The sequence below is a fragment of the Mycobacterium sp. genome (genome assembly GCF_052143115.1).
GTDB lineage: Bacteria > Actinomycetota > Actinomycetes > Mycobacteriales > Mycobacteriaceae > Mycobacterium.
The window spans coordinates 1-19,383 of the sequence record NZ_JBKQTQ010000007.1; the positions used below are offsets into that span (position 1 = coordinate 1).

16 protein-coding genes and 6 pseudogenes are annotated in these 19,383 nt (G+C 65.8%); 13 read left to right on the top strand and 9 right to left on the bottom strand.

Features of this window, described 5'->3' with window-relative positions; all coding sequences use genetic code 11:
* Together ACLQI9_RS00610 and ACLQI9_RS00615 are read right to left on the bottom strand one after the other, a co-directional pair.
* Positions 1–337, bottom strand: a 337-nt coding sequence (locus ACLQI9_RS00610; RefSeq protein ID WP_442390742.1) for an AMP-binding protein, incomplete at its 3' end; no start/stop codon positions are given.
* A gap of 389 nt (positions 338–726) precedes the next feature.
* Positions 727–2,121, bottom strand: coding sequence for a cytochrome P450 (locus ACLQI9_RS00615; protein WP_442378673.1), 1,395 nt, complete (start codon positions 2,119–2,121; stop codon positions 727–729).
* A 154-nt stretch (positions 2,122–2,275) separates the two neighbouring features.
* Between ACLQI9_RS00615 and ACLQI9_RS00620 the strand changes: the two are divergent.
* Together ACLQI9_RS00620 and ACLQI9_RS00625 are read left to right on the top strand one after the other, a co-directional pair.
* Positions 2,276–4,754, top strand: a pseudogene (locus ACLQI9_RS00620) (SDR family NAD(P)-dependent oxidoreductase); the annotation flags it as partial.
* 115 nt (positions 4,755–4,869) lie between these two features.
* Entirely contained in the window at positions 4,870–5,700 is an 831-nt protein-coding gene (locus tag ACLQI9_RS00625) for a phthiotriol/phenolphthiotriol dimycocerosates methyltransferase (protein ID WP_442378674.1), read from the top strand.
* Positions 5,701–5,744: 44 nt separating this feature from the next.
* Here ACLQI9_RS00625 and ACLQI9_RS00630 read toward each other — a convergent pair whose 3' ends face one another.
* Positions 5,745–5,951, bottom strand: coding sequence for a hypothetical protein (locus ACLQI9_RS00630; RefSeq protein ID WP_442390744.1), 207 nt, complete (start codon positions 5,949–5,951; stop codon positions 5,745–5,747).
* Between the two features lie 160 nt (positions 5,952–6,111).
* Between ACLQI9_RS00630 and ACLQI9_RS00635 the strand changes: the two are divergent.
* Positions 6,112–6,291 (top strand): annotated as a pseudogene (locus tag ACLQI9_RS00635) (hypothetical protein); the annotation flags it as partial.
* Positions 6,292–6,360: 69 nt separating this feature from the next.
* Here ACLQI9_RS00635 and ACLQI9_RS00640 read toward each other — a convergent pair.
* From ACLQI9_RS00640 to ACLQI9_RS00650, 3 genes and pseudogenes are all read right to left on the bottom strand, one after another.
* Positions 6,361–6,552, bottom strand: a pseudogene (locus ACLQI9_RS00640) (integrase core domain-containing protein); the annotation flags it as partial.
* Positions 6,521–6,769 (bottom strand): IS110 family transposase, encoded by a 249-nt coding sequence (locus ACLQI9_RS00645; RefSeq protein WP_442378676.1) that lies wholly within the window; start codon positions 6,767–6,769, stop codon positions 6,521–6,523. The pseudogene ACLQI9_RS00640 and the gene ACLQI9_RS00645, both read right to left, overlap by 32 nt.
* Before the next feature lie 236 nt (positions 6,770–7,005).
* Positions 7,006–7,794, bottom strand: a pseudogene (locus ACLQI9_RS00650) (IS481 family transposase); the annotation flags it as partial.
* 285 nt (positions 7,795–8,079) lie between these two features.
* Between ACLQI9_RS00650 and ACLQI9_RS00655 the strand changes: the two are divergent.
* From ACLQI9_RS00655 to ACLQI9_RS00690, 8 genes are all read left to right on the top strand, one after another.
* Entirely contained in the window at positions 8,080–8,367 is a 288-nt protein-coding gene (locus tag ACLQI9_RS00655; RefSeq protein WP_442378682.1) for a PEP-utilizing enzyme, read from the top strand.
* Positions 8,368–8,908: 541 nt separating this feature from the next.
* A complete protein-coding gene (locus ACLQI9_RS00660; RefSeq protein WP_442378677.1) occupies positions 8,909–9,256 on the top strand; it encodes a hypothetical protein in 348 nt (115 codons plus the stop codon).
* Between the two features lie 33 nt (positions 9,257–9,289).
* The gene (locus ACLQI9_RS00665) at positions 9,290–9,979 is read left to right on the top strand and encodes a M15 family metallopeptidase (protein ID WP_442378678.1); all 690 of its coding nucleotides are present in this window, start codon (positions 9,290–9,292) and stop codon (positions 9,977–9,979) included.
* Positions 9,980–10,082: 103 nt separating this feature from the next.
* The gene (locus ACLQI9_RS00670; RefSeq protein WP_442378679.1) at positions 10,083–10,895 is read left to right on the top strand and encodes a class I SAM-dependent methyltransferase; all 813 of its coding nucleotides are present in this window, start codon (positions 10,083–10,085) and stop codon (positions 10,893–10,895) included.
* Positions 10,896–11,032: 137 nt separating this feature from the next.
* A complete protein-coding gene (locus ACLQI9_RS00675) occupies positions 11,033–12,610 on the top strand; it encodes a methylmalonyl-CoA mutase family protein (RefSeq protein ID WP_442390746.1) in 1,578 nt (525 codons plus the stop codon).
* Positions 12,611–13,036 carry a cobalamin-dependent protein gene (locus ACLQI9_RS00680; protein WP_442385265.1) on the top strand — a complete coding sequence of 142 codons (426 nt, stop codon included), beginning with the start codon at positions 12,611–12,613 and terminating at the stop codon, positions 13,034–13,036.
* On the top strand, positions 13,021–13,977 hold the full coding sequence (locus ACLQI9_RS00685; protein ID WP_442385263.1) for an LLM class F420-dependent oxidoreductase: 957 nt from the start codon (positions 13,021–13,023) through the stop codon (positions 13,975–13,977). The genes ACLQI9_RS00680 and ACLQI9_RS00685 overlap by 16 nt, the downstream gene beginning before the upstream one ends.
* Positions 13,974–15,002: a CaiB/BaiF CoA transferase family protein gene (locus tag ACLQI9_RS00690; RefSeq protein ID WP_442385261.1), complete on the top strand. Its 1,029-nt coding sequence runs from the start codon at positions 13,974–13,976 to the stop codon at positions 15,000–15,002. Before ACLQI9_RS00685 ends, ACLQI9_RS00690 begins: the two co-directional genes overlap by 4 nt.
* Here ACLQI9_RS00690 and ACLQI9_RS00695 read toward each other — a convergent pair.
* Entirely contained in the window at positions 14,969–15,898 is a 930-nt protein-coding gene (locus tag ACLQI9_RS00695; protein WP_442385259.1) for a LysR substrate-binding domain-containing protein, read from the bottom strand. The genes ACLQI9_RS00690 and ACLQI9_RS00695 overlap by 34 nt on opposite strands.
* A 165-nt stretch (positions 15,899–16,063) precedes the next feature.
* On the opposite strand from ACLQI9_RS00695, the pseudogene ACLQI9_RS00700 reads away from it, so the two are divergent.
* Together ACLQI9_RS00700 and ACLQI9_RS00705 are read left to right on the top strand one after the other, a co-directional pair.
* Positions 16,064–16,962, top strand: a pseudogene (locus tag ACLQI9_RS00700) (SDR family oxidoreductase).
* Positions 16,962–17,854: pseudogene (locus tag ACLQI9_RS00705) on the top strand (TIGR03620 family F420-dependent LLM class oxidoreductase). The pseudogenes ACLQI9_RS00700 and ACLQI9_RS00705 overlap by 1 nt, the downstream one beginning before the upstream one ends.
* On the opposite strand, the gene ACLQI9_RS00710 reads toward ACLQI9_RS00705, so the two are convergent.
* Positions 17,851–18,303 (bottom strand): TIGR03618 family F420-dependent PPOX class oxidoreductase, encoded by a 453-nt coding sequence (locus tag ACLQI9_RS00710; protein ID WP_442390748.1) that lies wholly within the window; start codon positions 18,301–18,303, stop codon positions 17,851–17,853. The pseudogene ACLQI9_RS00705 and the gene ACLQI9_RS00710 overlap by 4 nt on opposite strands.
* 52 nt (positions 18,304–18,355) lie before the next feature.
* Positions 18,356–19,366, bottom strand: coding sequence for a 2Fe-2S iron-sulfur cluster-binding protein (locus ACLQI9_RS00715; RefSeq protein ID WP_442390750.1), 1,011 nt, complete (start codon positions 19,364–19,366; stop codon positions 18,356–18,358).
* Positions 19,367–19,383: the final 17 nt, after the last annotated feature.

Here is a 19,383-nt window from a genome sequence, read left to right on the forward strand (position 1 = left end):
CAATCGAAGCGACGCGGCCGATTACGCGGCTGCGGACCGGCGGGTGCACCGGCACCGCGATGGCTCCGGCATAGAGACACCCGAAAAAGCCGGCGACAAAATCCAGGCCCGAGGGGCAGAGGACAAGTACACGTTCGCCCGCAGCGCCCTGTCTTTGCAAAGTCGACGCGATTGCCCGAGCCTTTATGTCCAGTTCGTGATAGGTCAACCGACTATGTTCTTCCCCAGCCGGGGAATGGCGACAATAGTCAAAAGCAAGCTTGTCTCGATAACGCTCTGCTCTGTGCCGCACAAGATCTAGCACAGTTCGTGCCGTGAACGCCGTGTCCTCTGGCATCTCGTCGCCTGATCTTGAGCTGTGAATACTCGTCACTTTATCTTGAACGTCAGAGCACCGCTCGGTTTATGCACTCTTCGGGGATGCGAGCAGAGACTCGCACCCCAGAAATGCCGGCGAGCCCGGTTCACCACGGTTTGCCCGGTGACCATAACTTGGTTACTAATTAATGGCCTCCTATCCGGTGACCCAAAGAAGCAGTTTGCCGTTGTACGAACTGTTAATATTTCTCGTACTTCCATTGATCGCTAGGGTATTTCGGCCCTTGCCACGGGGCCGCAGTGCCTGTGTCGCGGCGCTCGGCGGCACCTCCATTACAGTAACTGAGCAACTTTTCCCCGGTGGCTCACCGCTCAATCGCGCGCGCGGTCAACACTGCTGGAACCGGCTCAGTCGCGCGCCGTCAACACAATCGGGGCCCCGCCGGCTGGCACAGGTAATGGGTGTGTGAGGCTGGAGCGACCGCCGCGGCGACCGTCGACCGCACGGAGCCGGCGGTGCTGCAACAGCGTCCGCAACAGCACGCGCGCCTCGAACAGCGCGAACTCCGCGCCAAGACAGTAGTGCACACCACCGCCGAACGGCACCCAGGTGTAAGGCTGCGGTCGCGAGCCCAGAAATCGTTCGGGCCGAAACGCGAGCGGGTCAGGATAAAGGTCGGCGCGCTCGTGCAGCGCCATGATCGCGATGATGATAAACGCGCCGCGCGGGACGAGCAGCCCGTTGAGGTTGAAGGGCGCTAGCGTGCGGCGGCCGGTGAACGGCAACCCCGGGCGCAACCGCAACGTCTCAGCGATGACCGCGTCGAGGTAATCCTCCTCGCCCCGGTCCAGGCTCTGCTCGAGGGCTGCGAGCGCGTCGGCGTGGTGGACCAGCAGGTCGCCAAACCAACCGATGGTGACCGAGGTGGCCGCGTGGCCGGCCAGCATCAGCCCGCGCATCGAGCGCGCCAGGAATGCGTCGTCGTACGGCTCAGCTTCCTGCTCGTTTAGCTCCAGATAGATGGTCAGGCAGTCGTCGCTGCGTGATCCCGTGCGCCGGCGCTCCGCGATCTCCTCGAGGACGATCGCGTCGACCGCAGCGGCGGTCCGCGCTAACCGCGGGATGGACAGCCAGCCGCCGCGGAGCACCGTCGACAGCACGCCGACGCCGAGGAAACTTGGGCCCTGCGCGACCCCGCAGTAGGCGAGCATCGCGCGCTCCAAGCGTCGCATCCGCTCGGGCTTCGAGACGCCGAAGATCACCGTCATCATCACGTCGAGCGCGAGCTGTCCGCCGATCGTGCTGAACCTGACAGGCTTGCCGAGCGGATATTCGGGCAACCTACGGAGCACGATGTCAACCATCGCGCGCTCGTAAGACCTGAGTACCTTGCCGTGTAACGGCGGCGCGATCTTGCGGCGCTCCGTCAGGTGAGCCTCGCCCTCACGGAAGATGTACGCGTCGCTGCCGAACAGCGCCTCATGGGGCGTGAAGCGCCGTAGCACCTCGCCGAAAGAGAGCGCGCCGTCCCGGTCGGCGAAGACCACCTTTGCGTCCTGAGGGCACGAGGTCATGACCACCCTCGGACCCGCATGAACATCGATCAGGAAGCGGTCGCCGAGGCCCCACAACGGCGAGTGTTGTCTCCCAGGTCGGAAGAAGCGGCCGTGGTCACGCGCCAACTCCCGGATTCCAACCCTGGGCAAGATATCCAGTGAGGACAGCGGACCCGTATCCAGAGAGGACTGCGGATGCTCGGGAGCCGTGTGGGTTTCACGGTCGCCCCCAGTGCTGGCGGTCATCACTGCCTCCAAGTTCAAAACGTCACATGACGCGGACGCATCAGCGCCCGACCGGCTGTACTTCTTCATCAATCAAACCATGACCCGCACGAGACGAAACACGGCTTTGCTCAACAGGTGGCCGCCAGGCCTGGTGTCTGCCCCCGCCAGGTACGGCGACCCCGATGAACGGAGCCTGCTGCGGGGCAGGGAGCAAGTACGTCGCCTGGTGCGGATCGCCCGGGAGCTACCGGACCTGTCAGACCCGCCCCGGCTGTATGTCGTGACCAGGCGGGCGCAGATAGTCCGGCCCGACGATCAGCCGAACCTGGATCAGTCCGGGCTACGCGGCCTGCTCCGGGTGATCGGCGCCGAACACCCACAACTGCGGCCGACCCAGATCGACCTGGCCGACGACAACGACGCTGAACAACTGGCGCGGGAACTATTGAGCGGCTCAGACGAGGACGAGACCGCCTGGCGCGGCGGCCAGTGGTACGCGGCCCGGCTACGTAACAGCCCACTGGGGACCGGGGAGCGGCGCACCACCACCGTGGACAACCAACGTGACGGCATGCGCCTGGAAGCCCGCAATCCGGGCGACCTGGAAACCGTCGAGCTCGTCCCGTTCGATCGCAGGCCGCCGGGGCCGGGACAGATTGAGGTCAAGATTGCCGCCTCAAGCGTCAACTTCGCCGATGTCCTCGCCGCCCTGGGACGGTACCCAGCATCGACGGGCGCCGGGCGGAGCTGGGCATAGATTTCACCGGCGTGGTCACCGCGGTCGGGCCCGATGTCACCGATCCCCGGGTGGGTGATCAGGTCGCCGGCTTCTCGGGCCTTGCCAACGGCTGCTGGGGCACGTTCGTCACCTGCGACGCTCGGCTTGCCGTCACCCTGCCGCCCGGCCTGGCGGCCGGCGAGGCCGCCGCGGCGGCGAGGGCATACGGCACAGCCTGGCATGGGCTGCACGACCGGGCCAGGATCGAGTCCGGTGAGAAGGTGTTGATCCACTCGGCAACCGGCGGCGTGGGGCAGGCGGCGATTGCGATCGCGCGGCTGGCGGGAGCGGAGATCTTCGCCACGGCCGGCAGCCCGCAGCGACGTGCGCTGCTGCACAACATGGGCGTCGAGCACGTATATGACTCGCGGACAACCGAATTCGCCGATGCGATTCGGCGCGACACCGACGGGTATGGCGTCGACGTCGCGCTGAATTCGCTGATCGGCGCCGCGCAGCGCGCCGGGCTGGACCTGCTGTGGTTCGGCGGCCGATTCGTGGAGATCGGCAAACGTGACGTCTACGCCAACACCCGGCTCGAGCTCTATCCGTTCCGTCACAACCTCACGTTTTTCTATTTCGACATCGCGCTGTGGAGCGACAGCCACCCCGAGCAGTTCCATGATCTGATCGGCACTGTGTAGCGGCTCGTTGCAGACGGGGAGTTGCCGCCAGCGGAGATCACTCATTACCCGCTTCACGATGCGCCCACCGCGATTCGGGTGATAGCCGGGGCCGAGCACACCGGCAAACTCGTGCTCAACGTTCCCCGCGCCGGGCACAGCAGCGTGCCGGTGCCGCGGCAGCGGGCCCGGGTCTTCCGCCGCGACGGCGCGTACATCATCACCGGTGGCCTTGGCGGTATCGGATTATTCCTGGCCGCCGGGATGGCCGCGGCGGGCTGTGGCCGCATCGTGCTCACCGCGCGCTCCAAACCCGCTCCCGAGGCCATGACGGCCATCGAGCGCATCCGTTCGACCGGGGCCGAGGTCGTGGTGGAGTGCGGCAACATCGCCGAGGCTGACACCGCGGCCCGCGTTGTGGCCGCGGCAACCGCAACGGGGCTGCCGGTGCGCGGGTGCTGCACGCCGCAGCGGTAGTCGAAGATGCCACGCTGGCCAACATCACCGACGAGCTCATCGACCGAGACTGGGCGCCCAAGGTCTAGGGTGCGCGGCACCTGCACAACGCAACCGCCACAAAGCCTCTCGACTGGTTCTGCTCGTTCTCCTCGGCAGCCGCCCTGCTCGGTTCGCCCGGCCAGGGCGCTTACGCCGCGGCCAACAGCTGGCTGGACGCCTTCACCCACTGGCGCGCAGCCAGGGCCTGGCAGCCAGCGCGATCGCATGGGGAGCGTGGGGCGAGATCGGGCGCGCCACCTTCCTTGCAGGAGGCGGCCGGACCATGATGATCACCCCCGACGACGGCGCGTACGCGTTCGAACAACTGTTGCGTCACAACCGCAGCTACACCGGCTATTTTCCGGCAACGGGAACCCCTGTGGCTGGCGCTCGTGAACCGCAGCCCGTTCGCGGAAGCATTCCGACACGCGGATGGGCAACACCCGGCGGACATCGCCACGCTGCGAGCCGACTTGTTGACTCTTTCGCCGGACGAGTGGCCCACCCGGCTTGGACGTCTGGTAACCGAGCAGGCCAGCCTCATCCTGCGCCGCGCGGTGGACCCCGACCGCCCGTTCACCGACCACGGTCTGGACTCGCTGGCCAACCTCGAGCTACGCACTCGAATCGAGACCGAGACCGGAATACGCATCACCCCGAAGGCCATCGCCACCCACAACACACCGCGCGCACTGGGCCGACACCTGTCGGACACGCTGGCGGCCGATGACGCCGTAGCAACGGCATCGTGACTCAGTTCAGCCGGTGATGCGACGCGGTCGAAGGTCAGCGCCAGAGCCTGGCCGGGCGCAGCACAAATCCCCGAAGACCCGTGAGGGGAACTTGAACCTGTCATACTTCCCCGGCATGGCCTCCATTCGTTCTCGGTCCGAAGCGGTTGAGCAAATCGGCTTGGGTCTCGTCTACCGCGTGGGGTCCGTCCCGTTCTTCCTGAAGTACTGGTATCCCTTGATAACCCGCTGGCTCTACGCGGACGATGTCGTGTTTCTCAACTGGGGCTATGAGGAGGATCCGCCGATGGCTCTGCCGCTGGCGGCGTCCGACGAGCGCAACCGGTTCTACATCCAGCTCTACCACCGCACGGCGACGCAGGCCGAGCTCAAGGGCAAACAAGTGCTGGAGGTCAGTTGCGGCCACGGCGGCGGAGCTTCCTACCTCGTGCGCACCTTGCGCCCGGCCTCCTATACCGGGCTGGACTTCAACCCCGCCGGCGTCGCGTTTTGCCGAGAACGGCACAATCTGCCCGGCCTGGATTTCGTGCAGGGCGACGCCGAGAACCTGCCCTTCACCGACCAATCCTTCGACGCGGTGATCAATGTCGAAGCCTCACACTGCTACCCGCGGTTTCCGCGTTTCCTCGCCGAAGTGGCGCGCGTGCTGCGCCCGGGCGGGCATTTCCTGTACACGGATCTCCGTCGGCGCGAGTTTGCTGCCGAATGGGAGGCGGCGCTCGCCGACGCACCGATGCGGCTGCTTTCGGACAGGGTCGTCAATGCCGAGGTCCTGCGTGGGATGGAGAAAAATACGCAGCGGTCACTGGACCTGGTCGATCGCCATGTGCCCGCGTTCCTGCGTCGCTTCGGCCGCGAATTCAGCGGTGTGCAAGGCTCGCAGGCCTATCGTGACCTTGAACGCGCAAAACTCTCGTACCGGATGTATTGGTACGCCAAGGATTGAATCGGCCCCCGTCCCGCAGTGCTCGAAAACCTGACGCCGGCGGGTTACCCACCGGACTGGCCCGCCATGGAACTCGGCGCACATGTTTGTGCGGCCAGCTCGGCCCGGTCCAGCGCCTCGCGGATCGCGGCCAGCCGCACGGTCTCGGAAACCGTTGTGTCGGAAGCCATCTCCAGCAGCTTGCGTAGGCTCACCCGCCGCCCGTTGAGCGCAACGTCGTTAAAGTCGGCAATAGCGGTCTTGCCGCCCATGTCGTTGGTGACGCACGGGCTGATGGTGCAGCTGCTGCCCGGCCAGCCCTGACTGCGACACGTAAACCTCCGCGCCAACACGCCGAAAAACGCCGCGCGCATTCCGTTTCGCGCAACCGGACCAACAGGCCGCCCCTCGACCAAGCGCCCCTGGGGCCGCATCTGGCTGCGGACCGGCTTGATGCCGCGCTGGCTGGTGGCACTGAGTTACTTTGCGGCGCTTTCGATCCTGATCGTCAGCGACCTGAGCATGTGGGTGACGTTGGCCTTCCCGGTGTGGGTGCTGGTCGTCAGCGCCCTGATCCTGGCTCGCTCGGGGTTGTTCGAGCACCTCCGTGCCGGCCACATCCAGGCCACCCCTAGAGTTCTGCCGCCGAAGACACCAAGTTGGGGCTCGGGAACCGCAGCCCTAGGTGTTCTTCACGGGCAGGTTGTGGACACGTAGGCGCTCAATAGGTGTTTTTCCGCCGATGCCGGTGTGGGGTCGGTGGTGATTGTAGTGATGCAGCCAAGCTTGGTAGGTCGATGCACGGTCTGCCTCAGATAGGTAGGCCTGGGCGTAGGCCCATTCAGTGGCCATCGTGCGGTGGAACCTCTCGATGCTCACTGGTGGCGCCAAAAGAGCCGGTGCTCTCCACGCCGATCGCCCGCAGCGGTCCAAACGTACGCATCCACGAAAGCAACGCCGCGTAGCCGCTGTCGGTGGCGGAAAACTGCTGATGACCATGGAGTCGGCCGAGCTTGTCGATGACCGCGGCATAGTGGGTGTGTTTGTGGGTGTCGACGCCGCCAATGACATCGTTGTCCTCTGTTGTCATGATGGAATCCGCTCCTCCGTTAGGACTGATCTGACGGGGTGGGCGAACCGGTCGGGCGGAGCGACAAGTCTGTGACGGGGCTTCTAGTCCAAGCTCCTATCAGGTCAGATCCGTCTGGCCGGTGCGCGCCGCGACGCTGCACCGGCGTCGACCGACAAATCGAACGAAGGACACCGTGGTCACACCTTGGCCGGGGTCAGGCCGAACCGGTGCAGCGTCGTCGATAAGTCTTCACAGACTTTCCCATTAGTCTGAGGTCGATAAGGTCGGGTCTTCTTGTGGCTGATGTTGGGCCCGAGTGCTTCGGCGAAAAGCTTTGACCGATAACAGGATCCATTATCAGTCAGCACCCGTTTGACGGTGAATCCGTGTTCATTGAAGAACTGGTTGGCACGGGCCCAGAACTGCGCTGCGGTCTCTCGACGCTCATCGGCGAGGATCTCCGAATATGCCAGTCGGCTGTGATCGTCGAGGGCATGGTGCATGAATCCGTACCCGCGCCCACGCTGGCCGCTGTGACGGCGACCGACTTGGCGGCCCACAATGCGGTGTCCGCCGCCCTCGGGGATGCGCCCAAGCTTCTTTATGTCGACATGGACCAAATCCCCAGGGGCGGGATGTTCGTAGCGGTGCGGCCGGGGCCGGCGTACCGGCAAGCCACTGGCTTGGTCCAGATCGCGCAGCAAGGGCATGCGGTAGCGGCGCAGTACCGCCTCCACGGTGGACCGGGCCAGCCGCAGGTAGGCAGCGATACGGTGCGGTCCCCACCGGCGTGTGAAGCGCACGTTGATGATTCGGCGCTCCCGACGCTTATCGAGCCGGCGCGGGCTGTGATGCGGACGACTGCACCGGTCTACCATGGCCGCCGCGCCGCCAGCACGGTACCGGTCGGCCCACTTCTTGGCTGTGGTCGGCGAGCATTGGAACCGTTCACCAGCCCGGCGTAGCGGCCAGCCGTCCTCAACAACACAGCGGGCCAGCCGCAACCGGCCCTTGGGGGTCAATAAAGCATTAGCGTGGGACATGAGGACCTCTCGGCAATCGAATGTGCGTGTGGTAACCACACCGATACCGGAGGTCCTCATCTACATTCCGCTAGCCACGCCGTTCACAACCTGTCTGGGAGTTACACCTAGGGCATCCGCAGCCGACAGCTCCGCATCAACACCGTCTTCGGCGCCGCCGCGGACACTTTTGGCACATATAACAAGCCCGTTGATCCCAGACGGAACACGCCCCGCGCCACTCCCCTGAAGCGATCAACGGAGACCGCGACCGAGGTCTCCGGCCTCGGCGTCAGAGGTGGCAAGATCACGGGAACCTGCCGCGTCCTACTCACCGCCAACGCCGACGAGCTCGAGCTCTTCCAGCCAGGGGAGATCCTCGTGTGCCACGTCACCGATCCGAGCTGGTCGCCGATCTTGTCGATCGCCGCCGCTGTGGTGATCGACATCGGCGGCCCGCTCAGCCACGGGGCGATCGTCGCCCGCGAGTTGGGCATCCCCTGTGTGATCAACACGAAACGCGGTACCGCCGTTCTGCGCACCGGCGACCTAATCGAGGTCGACGGAGACACCGGCGCGGTACGCATGGCTTAACGCATCGGCAACCGTGGCAACGGCACCACCGGCTACGGCGGCAGCGAACGTATCGGGATCTGGCCTAATTCCCGCCGTAGGTAGGGCCTTGCACGCCATCGCGGTAGGTAGTGCACTTCTGCGATGGCCCGGTGGAGATGCAACAGGTCTCGATCAGGGTGGGGGCCGAACCGAAGTGAGGTGATACCTCCTCCGACGTATATTGGCCGCCGGAATTCGCGCAGTTGGTCTGAACATCGGTTTGCGCGTGGGCAAGAGGTGCGGCCAAGATCGTCGCCGCAACGGCGATCCCGAAAGCGGTCGCGGGCCTGGCCTTCAATACACGGCGCTTCATGTTCCTCCGTAGCTCGGCGTGAGTCTCGAGGCCATTCCTCCAAGCCGATGCTCTTGCGGAACTGACGGCGACAGTCTACCGGCTCTGCGCTCGACGCCGGTCCGTTGCCGCGGCTTCCGCAGCGGTCCGTGAACGCAGGTAAACTACAAACATGTAATTCGGCGTGACGCGGGCGAAGATCGCCCTCGCCGACCAAAGGAACGGCCCATGGACCCACTCAAAATATCCAGCGTTGAGCTCGACGATCGGGATCCTTTTCGAGCGACCTTCAACGTGCACCTGTCCCGCGACATGACGGACTTCGAACGCCAGACGCTGCCCCCGCTGCTCTCCGGGAGTTTCTCACCGTCGGAGGCTCGAGGTGCTGCGGTGGTGGCCATCAGAAACGCGACCATCGCGATGATCGAAGACCACCGGGACCTACTCAAGCATATTGTCGCGGAAGCCGAATCTTTGGCCAGGACAATGGAACACGATCAACATGCGGTTTCCGCCCAAGTCGCGGCCAGAGTGGAGGACGTCCCGCAGCGCGCCGCGGCTATCGACTGGAGCTGAAGTCAGCGGCCGCGGAAGGGCAGACTTGGACGCATGCCCGTAGCGAGGTTCTTTGCCGCGCTGCTCGTCGCGGTGTCCGCCCCCAGCTGGGCTGCCCGCGCCAATGCCGACGTGCCGCCGCTGAGCCCCGAGGCACGCTCGGCGGGATTTGTCGATGTGCGTTCCGTCGTTCCCAGCGCGCTCATCGATCTGCGCTACGCGACGCCGAACAATTTCACCGGCATGACGTTGTATCCGGCCGATGCCCGCTGCCTGGTGCACGAATCCATGGCTCCCGGGCTTGCCGCTGGGGCAAAGGCATTGGCTTCGCATGGCGAGGTACTGGTTTTCTGGGACTGCTATCGACCGCACGATGTGCAGGCCAAGATGTTCAACGTTGTGCCGAATCCCGCCTGGGTGGCCAAGCCTGGTCCCTATGCGCGCAGCCATGAGGCGGGACGTTCGGTTGACGTGACGATCGCAAGCGCACAACAGCAATGCCCGCCCCCGCGCCAGTTGGCCGGCCTATGCCTCGCCGATATGGGAACCGATTTCGACGACTTTTCGCCCCGCGCTACTGCCTTCGCCACTGACGGCGTCAGCGCCGACGAGCAGGCAAACCGGGCGCGGCTACGCAATGCGATGAGTGCCGGCGGATTGTCGGTGTACTCCGGGGAGTGGTGGCATTTCGACGGCCCCGGGGCCGGGGTCGGGCGCCCGATCCTCAACGTTCCGGTCGACTGAGCCGGCGTGACGTATCTCAATATATGAGATAACTGTTTCGGATTATGAGACACCCGGCGGTAGCCTTTGGTTCGGGCATGGTCCGATCACAAGGAGCCGCAGGATGAACACCAAACCTCAGGCCGTCTACACCCACGGGCATCACGAGTCGGTGCTGCGCGCGCACCGCAGGCGCACCGCGAAGGACTCTGCCGGCTACCTGCTGCCGCACCTGCGGTCCGGGATGTCGGTGCTCGACGTGGGCTGCGGACCCGGGACCATCACCGTCGACCTTGCCGCCCTCGTCGTGCCCGGCCGGGTCACCGCCGTCGAACTCACCGATGCGGCTTTGGATTTGGCTCGCGCTGAGGCGCGGGCACGCAACCAGTCAAACATCTCGTTCGTGACATCCGACGTGCACGCTCTCGACTTCCCGGACAACACCTTCGACGTCGTGCACGCGCATCAGGTACTGCAACACGTAGCCGATCCGGTGCAGGCGCTGCGGGAGCTGCGGCGGGTGTGTGTGCCGGACGGAATCGTCGCGGTCCGCGACGCCGACTACGCCGGATTCATCTGGTTTCCGCTACTTCCGCCAGTGGAGCGTTGGCGGGAGCTTTACGACGAAGCGGCCCGCGCGAATGGCGGTGAGCCCGAGGCCGGTCGTCGTTTGTTGTCCTGGGCGCAAGAAGCGGGGTTCGACGACATCACGCCGACGGGCAGCATGTGGTGTTTTGCGACGCCGGAGACCCGCGACTGGTGGGGCCGGATGTGGGCGGACCGGATCGTCGAGTCGGCCCTGGCCCGTCAGCTGGTGGACTCGGGGATGGCCACGACCGCGGAGCTCAACGAGATCTCGTCGGCATGGCGGGATTGGGCCGCTGCGCCGAACGGCTGGCTGGCGATCCCGCATGGCGAGATTCTCTGTCGGGCATAGCTAAAGCCTCCGCTGAGCCGTTCGAAGGCATCGGCGAACGTGAGCACCGTCTCGTCGTCAACCGGTGCAGTCTCACTTTGCGCTGGTCAGGCGCATGGTATTGGCATTCTCTTTTTTTGCAAGTACGTTATCCATCGATGGATAACCACACAGAAACCTCATCCGGCATCCCGCTGGAGCCTGTGTACGGGCCGGGGGACCGTGGTAACGAGCCGCCGCCACCGGGCACCTATCCATTCACCCGGGGCAACTTCGCCAGCGGCTACCGCGGCAAGCTGTGGACGTTTCGGCAGTACTCGGGGTTCGGCACCGTCGAGGAGTCCAACCGGCGTTACCGCTACCTGCTGGAACAGGGTGGAACCGGGTTGTCGGTGGCGCTCGACCTGCCCACCCAGTGTGGATACGACTCCGACGATCCCGAGTTCGGTGAGGAGGTCGGCCGGGTAGGAGTCGCGATCGACACCCTCGCCGACGCGGAGATCCTGTTCGACGGCATTCCGCTGGAGAAGATCAGCACCAGCTTCACCATCAACGGGACCGCTGCGATCCTGCTGGCGTTCTACGTCGCGGCCGCCGAGCGCAAAGGGGTGCCCCGCGCCAAGCTCACCGGCACCATCCAGAACGACATCCTCAAGGAATATGCCTCACGCGGAACCTGGATATGGCCGCCGGAGCCGTCGCTGCGGCTGATCGCCGACACCATCGAGTTCTGCGCGGCCGAAGTTCCCAAATTCAACGCGATCTCGGTGGCCGGGGCGCACTTCCGTGACGCCGGGGCCAATGCGGTGCAAGAGATGGCGTTCACCTTGGCCGACGGCGTTACCTATTGCGACACCGTGGTGGAACGCGGCCGGATGACCATTGACCAATTCGCACCGCAGATTTCCTTTTTCTTCTACACACATGGCGATTTTTTCGAGGAGATCGCCAAATATCGTGCCGGACGCCGACGTTGGGCGACGATCGTGCGGGAACGCTACGGCGCCACCACCGACAAGGCGTCGATGTTCCGCTTTGGCTGCGTCTGCGGTGGCGCGTCGCTGTATGCGCCGCAGGCGCAGAACAACCTGGTGCGAGTGGCCTACGAGGCGATGGCCGCAGTGCTGGGTGGCGTGCAGTCGATGTTCACTGCGGCCTGGGACGAGCCGTTCGCGCTACCCACCGAGGAGTCCACCACCCTGGCGCTACGCACCCAACAGATCCTGGCCCACGAAACCGGCGTCGCGCGCGTCGCGGATCCACTCGGCGGCTCTTACTTCGTCGAGGCCCTCACCGACGCCACCGAGGCCCGCATCATCGAGATCATGCATGACCTCCAGCAGCACGGTGGAATGGTCCGCGCCATCGAAGACGGCTATCTACAGGGCCTGATCGCCGACGAAGCCTATCGGATCCACCAGGACATCGAGGCCGGCACGCGGCCGGTCGTCGGGGTCAACCGGTTCGTCTCCGAGGAGCCGGCGCCGGACGTCGTCACCTACGAGCTGGACGCCGAGGGACGCGATCTCCAACTCAAACGGCTCTCCAAGGTGAAGGCCGAAAGAGATGCTGCCGCAGTAGAATCCACCCTCGCTGCGCTGTCGGGTGCAGCCGAAGGAACCGACAATCTGATGCATAAGCTGATCGACTGCGCAAACGCCTACTGCACGGTCGGTGAGATGGTCGCGACGCTCAAAGCGGTCTGGGGCGAATTCCAGCAGCCGGTGGTGTTCTAGATGGCGGTGCGGATCCTGGTTGCCAAGCCCGGCCTCGATGGACATGACCGCGGCGCCAAGATCGTCGCCCGCACCCTGCGCGACGCGGGATTCGAGGTGATCTACACCGGCATCCGGCAGCGCATCGAGGACATCGCGTCAATCGCCGTACAAGAAGATGTGGCGGTCGTTGGGCTGAGCATTCTCTCCGGTGCGCATGTCGCGTTGACCACCCGCACCATCGCGGCGTTGCGCGCGGCCGACGCCGCCGACATCGCCGTCGTGGTCGGCGGGACGATACCCGAGGCTGATGTGCCCAAGCTGCTGACTGCCGGTGCGGCGGCGGTGTTCCCGACCGGGACGCCGCTGGATGTCCTGGTGCGCGAGATCCGCACTCTCACTGGCAGTCCCGAACCGACGATGGAGGAACCGTGCGCCTCGGAGTAATGATCGGCGCCGAGCGTGGCGATTCTGCGCACAAGGTCAGCAAACTGCTCGCCGATATCGAGTGGGCCGAGGCGGCAGGGATGGACACCGCCTGGATTCCGCAGGTTCCCAACGACTTCGACGCGCTGACGGCGGTCGCGCTGATGGCGACCCGCACCAGCCGCATCGAGCTGGGCACCGCGGTGGTGCCGTTGCAGGCACAACACCCGATCGCGTTGGCGCGGCAGGCGTTGTCCGTGCATGCCGCCGCCGGAGGCAGGTTGGCGCTCGGGGTGGGGCCATCGCATCACTGGATCATCCGCGACATGCTCGGATTGCCCTACGAGCGGCCTGCCGCCCACACCCGCGACTATCTCGAAGTGCTGCACGCGGCGTTCCACGGCCCGGGGCCGGTCGACGTCGAGAACGAGACTTTCACCGTGCACAATCCGCTGGATCTCAGCACGGTGGCACCGCTGCCGGTGTTCGTCGCCGCACTGGGTCCGGTGATGCTGTCGCTGGCGGGGGAGCGTTCCGACGGAACCGTGCTGTGGATGGCCGACGAGCGTTCCGTCGCCGAGCATGTGGTGCCACGGATCACCAAGGCCGCCGACAACGCCGGCCGTCCGGCGCCACGCATTGTCGCGGGAATACCCGTTTGCCTTTGCGCAACAAGCGAAGTCGACGCGGCCCGCGAGCGCGCCAACCGGATCCTGGGCGAAGCCGAGGTCTCGCCTAACTATCAGCGGCTGCTGGAGTACGGCGACGCGCGGGATGTCGGCGACATCTGCGCGGCCGGCGACGAGGAGGCCATCCTGGCGCGGATGCGCCGGTTCGCCGACGCCGGAGTCACCGACCTGTCGGTGCGGCTGCTGCCGATCGGCGACAACCGCGATGAGCTGGTCGCGTCGAAACGCCGTACCCGAGAAGTCATCGCGGCACTCGGCGCCGAAGTGCGATGAGGGGCCCGCTGGCGGGGATCAAGATCCTCGAGGTCGGCACCATGCTGGCCGGGCCATACGCCACCATGCTGCTAGCCGACCTCGGCGCGCAGGTCACCAAGATCGAGCCGCCCGGCGGCGAGATCTCGCGGCGGGTCTCCGACAGCTACTTCGCCAGCCTCAACCGCAACAAGGACAGCGTCTGCCTGGACCTGAACTCGGGCGAGGGTCAACGAGAGCTGGGGAAGCTTGTCGCGGAATCCCATGCGCTGCTGGTGAATTTGAAGCCGTCGGCGATCAACCGGCTGGGGCTGACCTACCAGTCGCTGCGACGGTGGAACGAGCGCATCGTATGCGTCGCGATCACCGGTTTCGGGTTGGACAACGGCGATGACCCGGCCTTCGACTACGTCATCCAGGCCGCCACCGGGATAGCCGCGCTCACCGGCGAGCCGGACGGGCCGCCGACGCTGCCCGGCTATTCGTCGGCAGACAACTCCACCGGATTGGCGGCGGCGCTCGGGCTGCTGGCCCAAATCACCTCGGGGCGGGGCGGTCAAGTCGATGTGTCGCTGCGTGACGTGATGCTGTCCCAGTTGAACTACCACGCATCCGCTTACCTCAACAGCGGCATCGAGCCCCAGCGCCGACCGTTCGGCGCTCACTCGTATTACGTTCCGGCGCAAATGTTCTCGACGGCGTCCGGCTACCTGGCGTTGTTCATCACCCATGACGGCTTCTGGAAATCCTTTGCCAATGAAGCGAACATCACCGGGTTCGAGACGATGGCCGAACGGGTGTCGCGGCGTGAAGAGGTGCTGACCGTCGTCACGGCCGCGCTCGCGACCGACACCGCCGCTAGTTGGGAAGCCCGCCTGCGTCCGCTGGGGGTGCCTGCGGCAGCGGTGCGCACTCTGCCCGAAGCGTTGCAGGCCACACCGGAAATCGTGGTCACCGCGGGTGATTTCCGCCTGGTGGGCAACCCCATCCGGGTCGCCGGCTACCAGCCGGACTACCGCCCGCCGCCGAAGCTGACTGACGCCTGACCGGGGCCGGTGAGGTGGGCTTCGGCGAGTTTGCGGAACGCCGCCACCAATCGGCTGCGATCCCCGGCGCGGGTCGCTAAGACGACGTGGCTGGGCTCGACGCCTTCCAAAGGGACCGTGGTGATGTCGGGGCGCACGCTGTTGCCGTGGAAGCCGGCTGTGATGGCCACCGCCTGGCCGGAAGCGATGAGTTCGAACTTGTCCTCGAGCGCGTCGATGAACGGACCGTCGGGTGCCCTGCGTCCGTCGGGACGAGGATCGATGCGCCAGAAGGCACTCCAGGCCGGATCGGAGTGCCGCACCCGCGGCATGGGCTCGTCGGCGATTTCGTCGAGGGTGACGGATTCCCTGCCCGCGAGGCGGTGATCGATGGGCACCGCCAGCACCCGGGGCTCGTCGTAGAGGACCGTCACGTGCAGCTGGTCGGTCGGGAACGGCAGGCGGGTCACCACCGCGTCCACTCGATGGTCGAGGAGCGCATCGCGCGCCTGGTCCCAGTCCAGGTGCGAGACTTGCACGTCGGCGTCCGGGCGTTCGCGGCGCAACTCGCGCACCGCCGGGGTGACGATCATGCCCGTCGTGTAGCCGATGATGACGCGGCTGGGCTGGGCCGCGGCCCGGGCCTGCGCCGCGGCTTGGGCCGCCGAACGCAACAGGGCCTTGGCCCGCGGCAGGAACACCTCACCCGCCTCGGTCAGCCGGGTGCCTTGCGGTGTGCGGTCGAAAAGGCGGACGCCGAGCTGGTGTTCCAGGCGGCGAATCTGCCGACTCAGCGACGGCTGCGCAACGCGCAACGCGCTTGCCGCGCGGCCGAAGTGTCGGTGCTCGGCCACCACAACGAAGTACCCGACTAGTCGCAGGTCGAGGTCCACCACCGGCGATGTCGAGTCGGTCATGCGCAAATTGTAGCGGTCCGATAAGCCTCAGATCTTTGTATGGCCTTAATGAACTGCGGTGATGCCTAAACTGCATCGCATCATATGGAATAGATCTTGGACGCGCGGCCAAGGCGCTCGTTGACTTGATGGCATCGGACGCCAATCAGAAGGGACCTGAAACCCATGCACGTTTTTGTTACCGGCGCGAGCGGACACATCGGTTCGGCCGTCGTCGACGAACTCCTCGAGGCCGGGCACCGCGTCACCGGCCTGGCCCGTTCGGACACCTCCGCCGCGGCGCTGACGGCCAAGGGCGTTGAGGTGCACCGGGGGACCTCGGCGATCTCGACGGCCTCCGGGCGGCCGCCGCGTTAGCCGACGGCGTCATTCACCTCGCCTATCGAGACGACTTCGACAACGACTTCCTGGGTGCCGCCGAGACTGACCTGCGTGTCGTCAACGCAATGGGCGAAGTGCTCGCCGGTTCCGACCGACCGCTGGTAAACACCTCCGGCACCCTATTGCTGGCGGGAGTCGCGCAAGGACGGACCGCGACGGAAAACGATGTCGCCGAGGGCGGTCCGCGGATCGACTCGGAGAATGCGACCATCGCGATGGCCGAACGCGGCGTGCGATCGTCCGTCGTCCGGCTGTCGCCGCTGGTGCACAGCACACTCGATCACCACGGCTTCGCCCACCGCCTGATCGACATCGCCCGCGAGAAAGGCGTCGCCGCCTACGTCGGCGACGGGTCCAACCGCTGGCCCGCCGTCCACACGCTCGATGCAGCGCGCCTGTACCGGCTTGCGGTCGAGGCGGCTCCCACGGGGACCAGGTTGCACGGTGTCGCCGACGAAGGCGTGCCGTTCCGTGAGATCGCGGCTCTCATCGGCCGTCACCTGGACCTGCCGGTGGCGAGCATCTCCGCCGAAGAAGCCTATGAGCACTTCGGATTCCTTTCGGTCTTCGGATCTCTGGACAATCCGACATCAAGCGCCCTGACGCAGAAAGTGCTCGACTGGCATCCCGACGGTCCAGGCCTCATCGAGGATCTCGACGCGGGCCACTACTTCCAACAGTGATGGCTCGCCAATCGCTGGGGCCGGTGGGCGTTTGCCTGCCGGTCTCGTTCACCAGCACCCCGCAGGCCGATCTGCAGCGTGCGGCCGTGCGGCGGCTGGAAGACGCTGGCTATCAGCGATTTGGACGAATGAGGTCATCGGCAAGGACGCCTTTGTGCAACTCGGCGTGCTGCTTGCCGCGGCCGAGCGGACGGTGTTCGGCACCTTTATCGGCAATATCTGGGCCCGGCCTGCGCAGACCATGCGCGCCGCGGCTGCCCAACTCGCCGAGGCGTACCCCGGCAGGCTCGCTGTAGGTCTGGGCGTCGGGTATCCCGAGCAGGCGGCCAGCGTCGGACAGAAATTCGGCAGCCCGCTGGCCACGATGCGCGACTACCTGGACCGGATGGACAGCCCCACCTGGCCGCAAGCACCTGACGCGGCGTATCCGCGGATCATTGCCGCCAACGGGCCGAAAATGCTTGCGCTGGCTGGCGAGATTGCCGATGGCGCAATGCCGGCCGGGCTGCCCGCGACGTTCACCGCTCACGCCCGCGAGGCGCTTGGACCCGACAAGCTCTTGGTCGTCGGACTGTCGGTGATCCCGGACGCCGACGCTGACCGGGCGAAAGCCGCTGCGCGGGAATCGGTGTCGGGCCGGCTCGCCGCGCCGTCATACGCGGCCAGGATAGCGGGGCTGGGCTACTCCGCCCAGGAGATCGCCGAGGTGAGCGATCGGCTGGTGGATGCGGTTGTCGCGCACGGTGATTCGACGGCTGTCGCGGTCAAGGTGCGCGAGCACCTGCTCGCCGGCGCGGACCACGTGACGCTGCTGATGCCGATCGGCCGCGAATTCAGCGCGGGCATCGACCAACTCGAACAACTCGCACCGGCGCTGGCCGAACTCGGCTAATTTGACGCCGGGTTGGCGTAAACGCGCGTGGGTGAGATCAACACAGCGGTGCGACGTTGCTCTCGCATCACCCGATCATAGGTGTCCCAGTCGTCGTGGGTTCCGCCTGCCGCCGTGAATATTTCGCGGAGCAGGACGCGGAGCCGCTCCTCGTCCACCTCCGGGTGGGGGTCATCAGGACCGATCAGCTGGGCCGAACCTTCGACCGTGGCCCACTGCCAACCGGCGCGGGCTACGACCGTGGTTCGCGGGTCGGCGCGCAGGTTGGCCAGCTTGCGCGCGCCCCCGATGGCCACCAGTGCGACCACCGGCGCACTCGTCAGCGGGTGTGGCATGACCCCGGCATTGACCACCGACGCCTGGGCACTGCCGTCGCGGCGCAAGGTGGTGAACACTATAAGCCCCTGATCGGCGGCGGCGAGATCAGCGAAGGCTGAAAGGTCGGTCATGAGTCGTGCTCCTTTCCGGCCAGGGCTATGCCTAAGCCGTTGCAGTGCAGGGCTACTCGTAAACCACCATCACCGAGGATGTGTCGGGTACCGCCTGACACGTCAGAATATAGCCGTCGGCGAGCTCGTCGTCTTCGAGCACGTCATTGTTGCGCATGGTGGCCTTGCCCTCGGTGAGCCTGGCCATGCACGTCCCGCAGTTGCCGGCCTCACAACTGAATGGCGGCGACAGCCCGGCGCGTCGCGCGCTCTCCAACAGAGTCTCGCCGGGGACCTGCGGCACCGACACCTTCTTGCGCTCGAGGTGGATCGTCACCGTGCCCCCCGCCTCGCCGTCGTCGGCGGCCACTTCGGATGCAGGCGATTTGACCGGTGGTGATGCGTCGAAGTCCTCGACCAGGACTCGCGCCGCATCCGGCAGCGCGGAGCGCACCACGGCCATGAAGCCTTCTGGGCCGCACAGATAGCATTCGGCATCGGTATCGCTGCCGACGAACTTCGTGACCGCATCCGGGTTCAACAGCCCGTGCTCGGCATCGATATGGCGGTCCACCGACAGCCGGCCGGGATAACGCTCGACGAGTTCGTCGATGGCCGCCTCGAAGACCACCGCCGCCCGGTCGCGGTCGGCGCACAGCATCCGCACCGCGCGGTCCGTGGTCGCTAACGCGCTCTTGGTCAGCGACAGGATCGGCGTGATGCCGCTGCCGCCGGCAAAGGCCAGCAGCGGCACGGAGGTTGGACTCAAGACGAAGGTTCCCGCGGCTCTGGTCATGGTCAGCTCGTCGCCCTCGACCACGTTGTCGACGATCCAGTTGGATACCCTGCCGCCGGCGACCCGCTTGACCGTGGTCATCAGCTCACTGTCGGTCTCCGGTGCGCTCGACATCGAATACGACCGATATAGCTCCTCGCCGTCGACCGTCACCCGGAATGTGCAGAACTGTCCGGCGCGATACGAGAAGGGCTGCTCGTGTGGGGCGATCACCAAGGTGCGGGTGTCGGCCGTCTCCTTGATGATCCGGGTCACCGTGGCCTGCTGGAACACGTGGCGTTCCGCCATGCCTGCACCCTCCACAC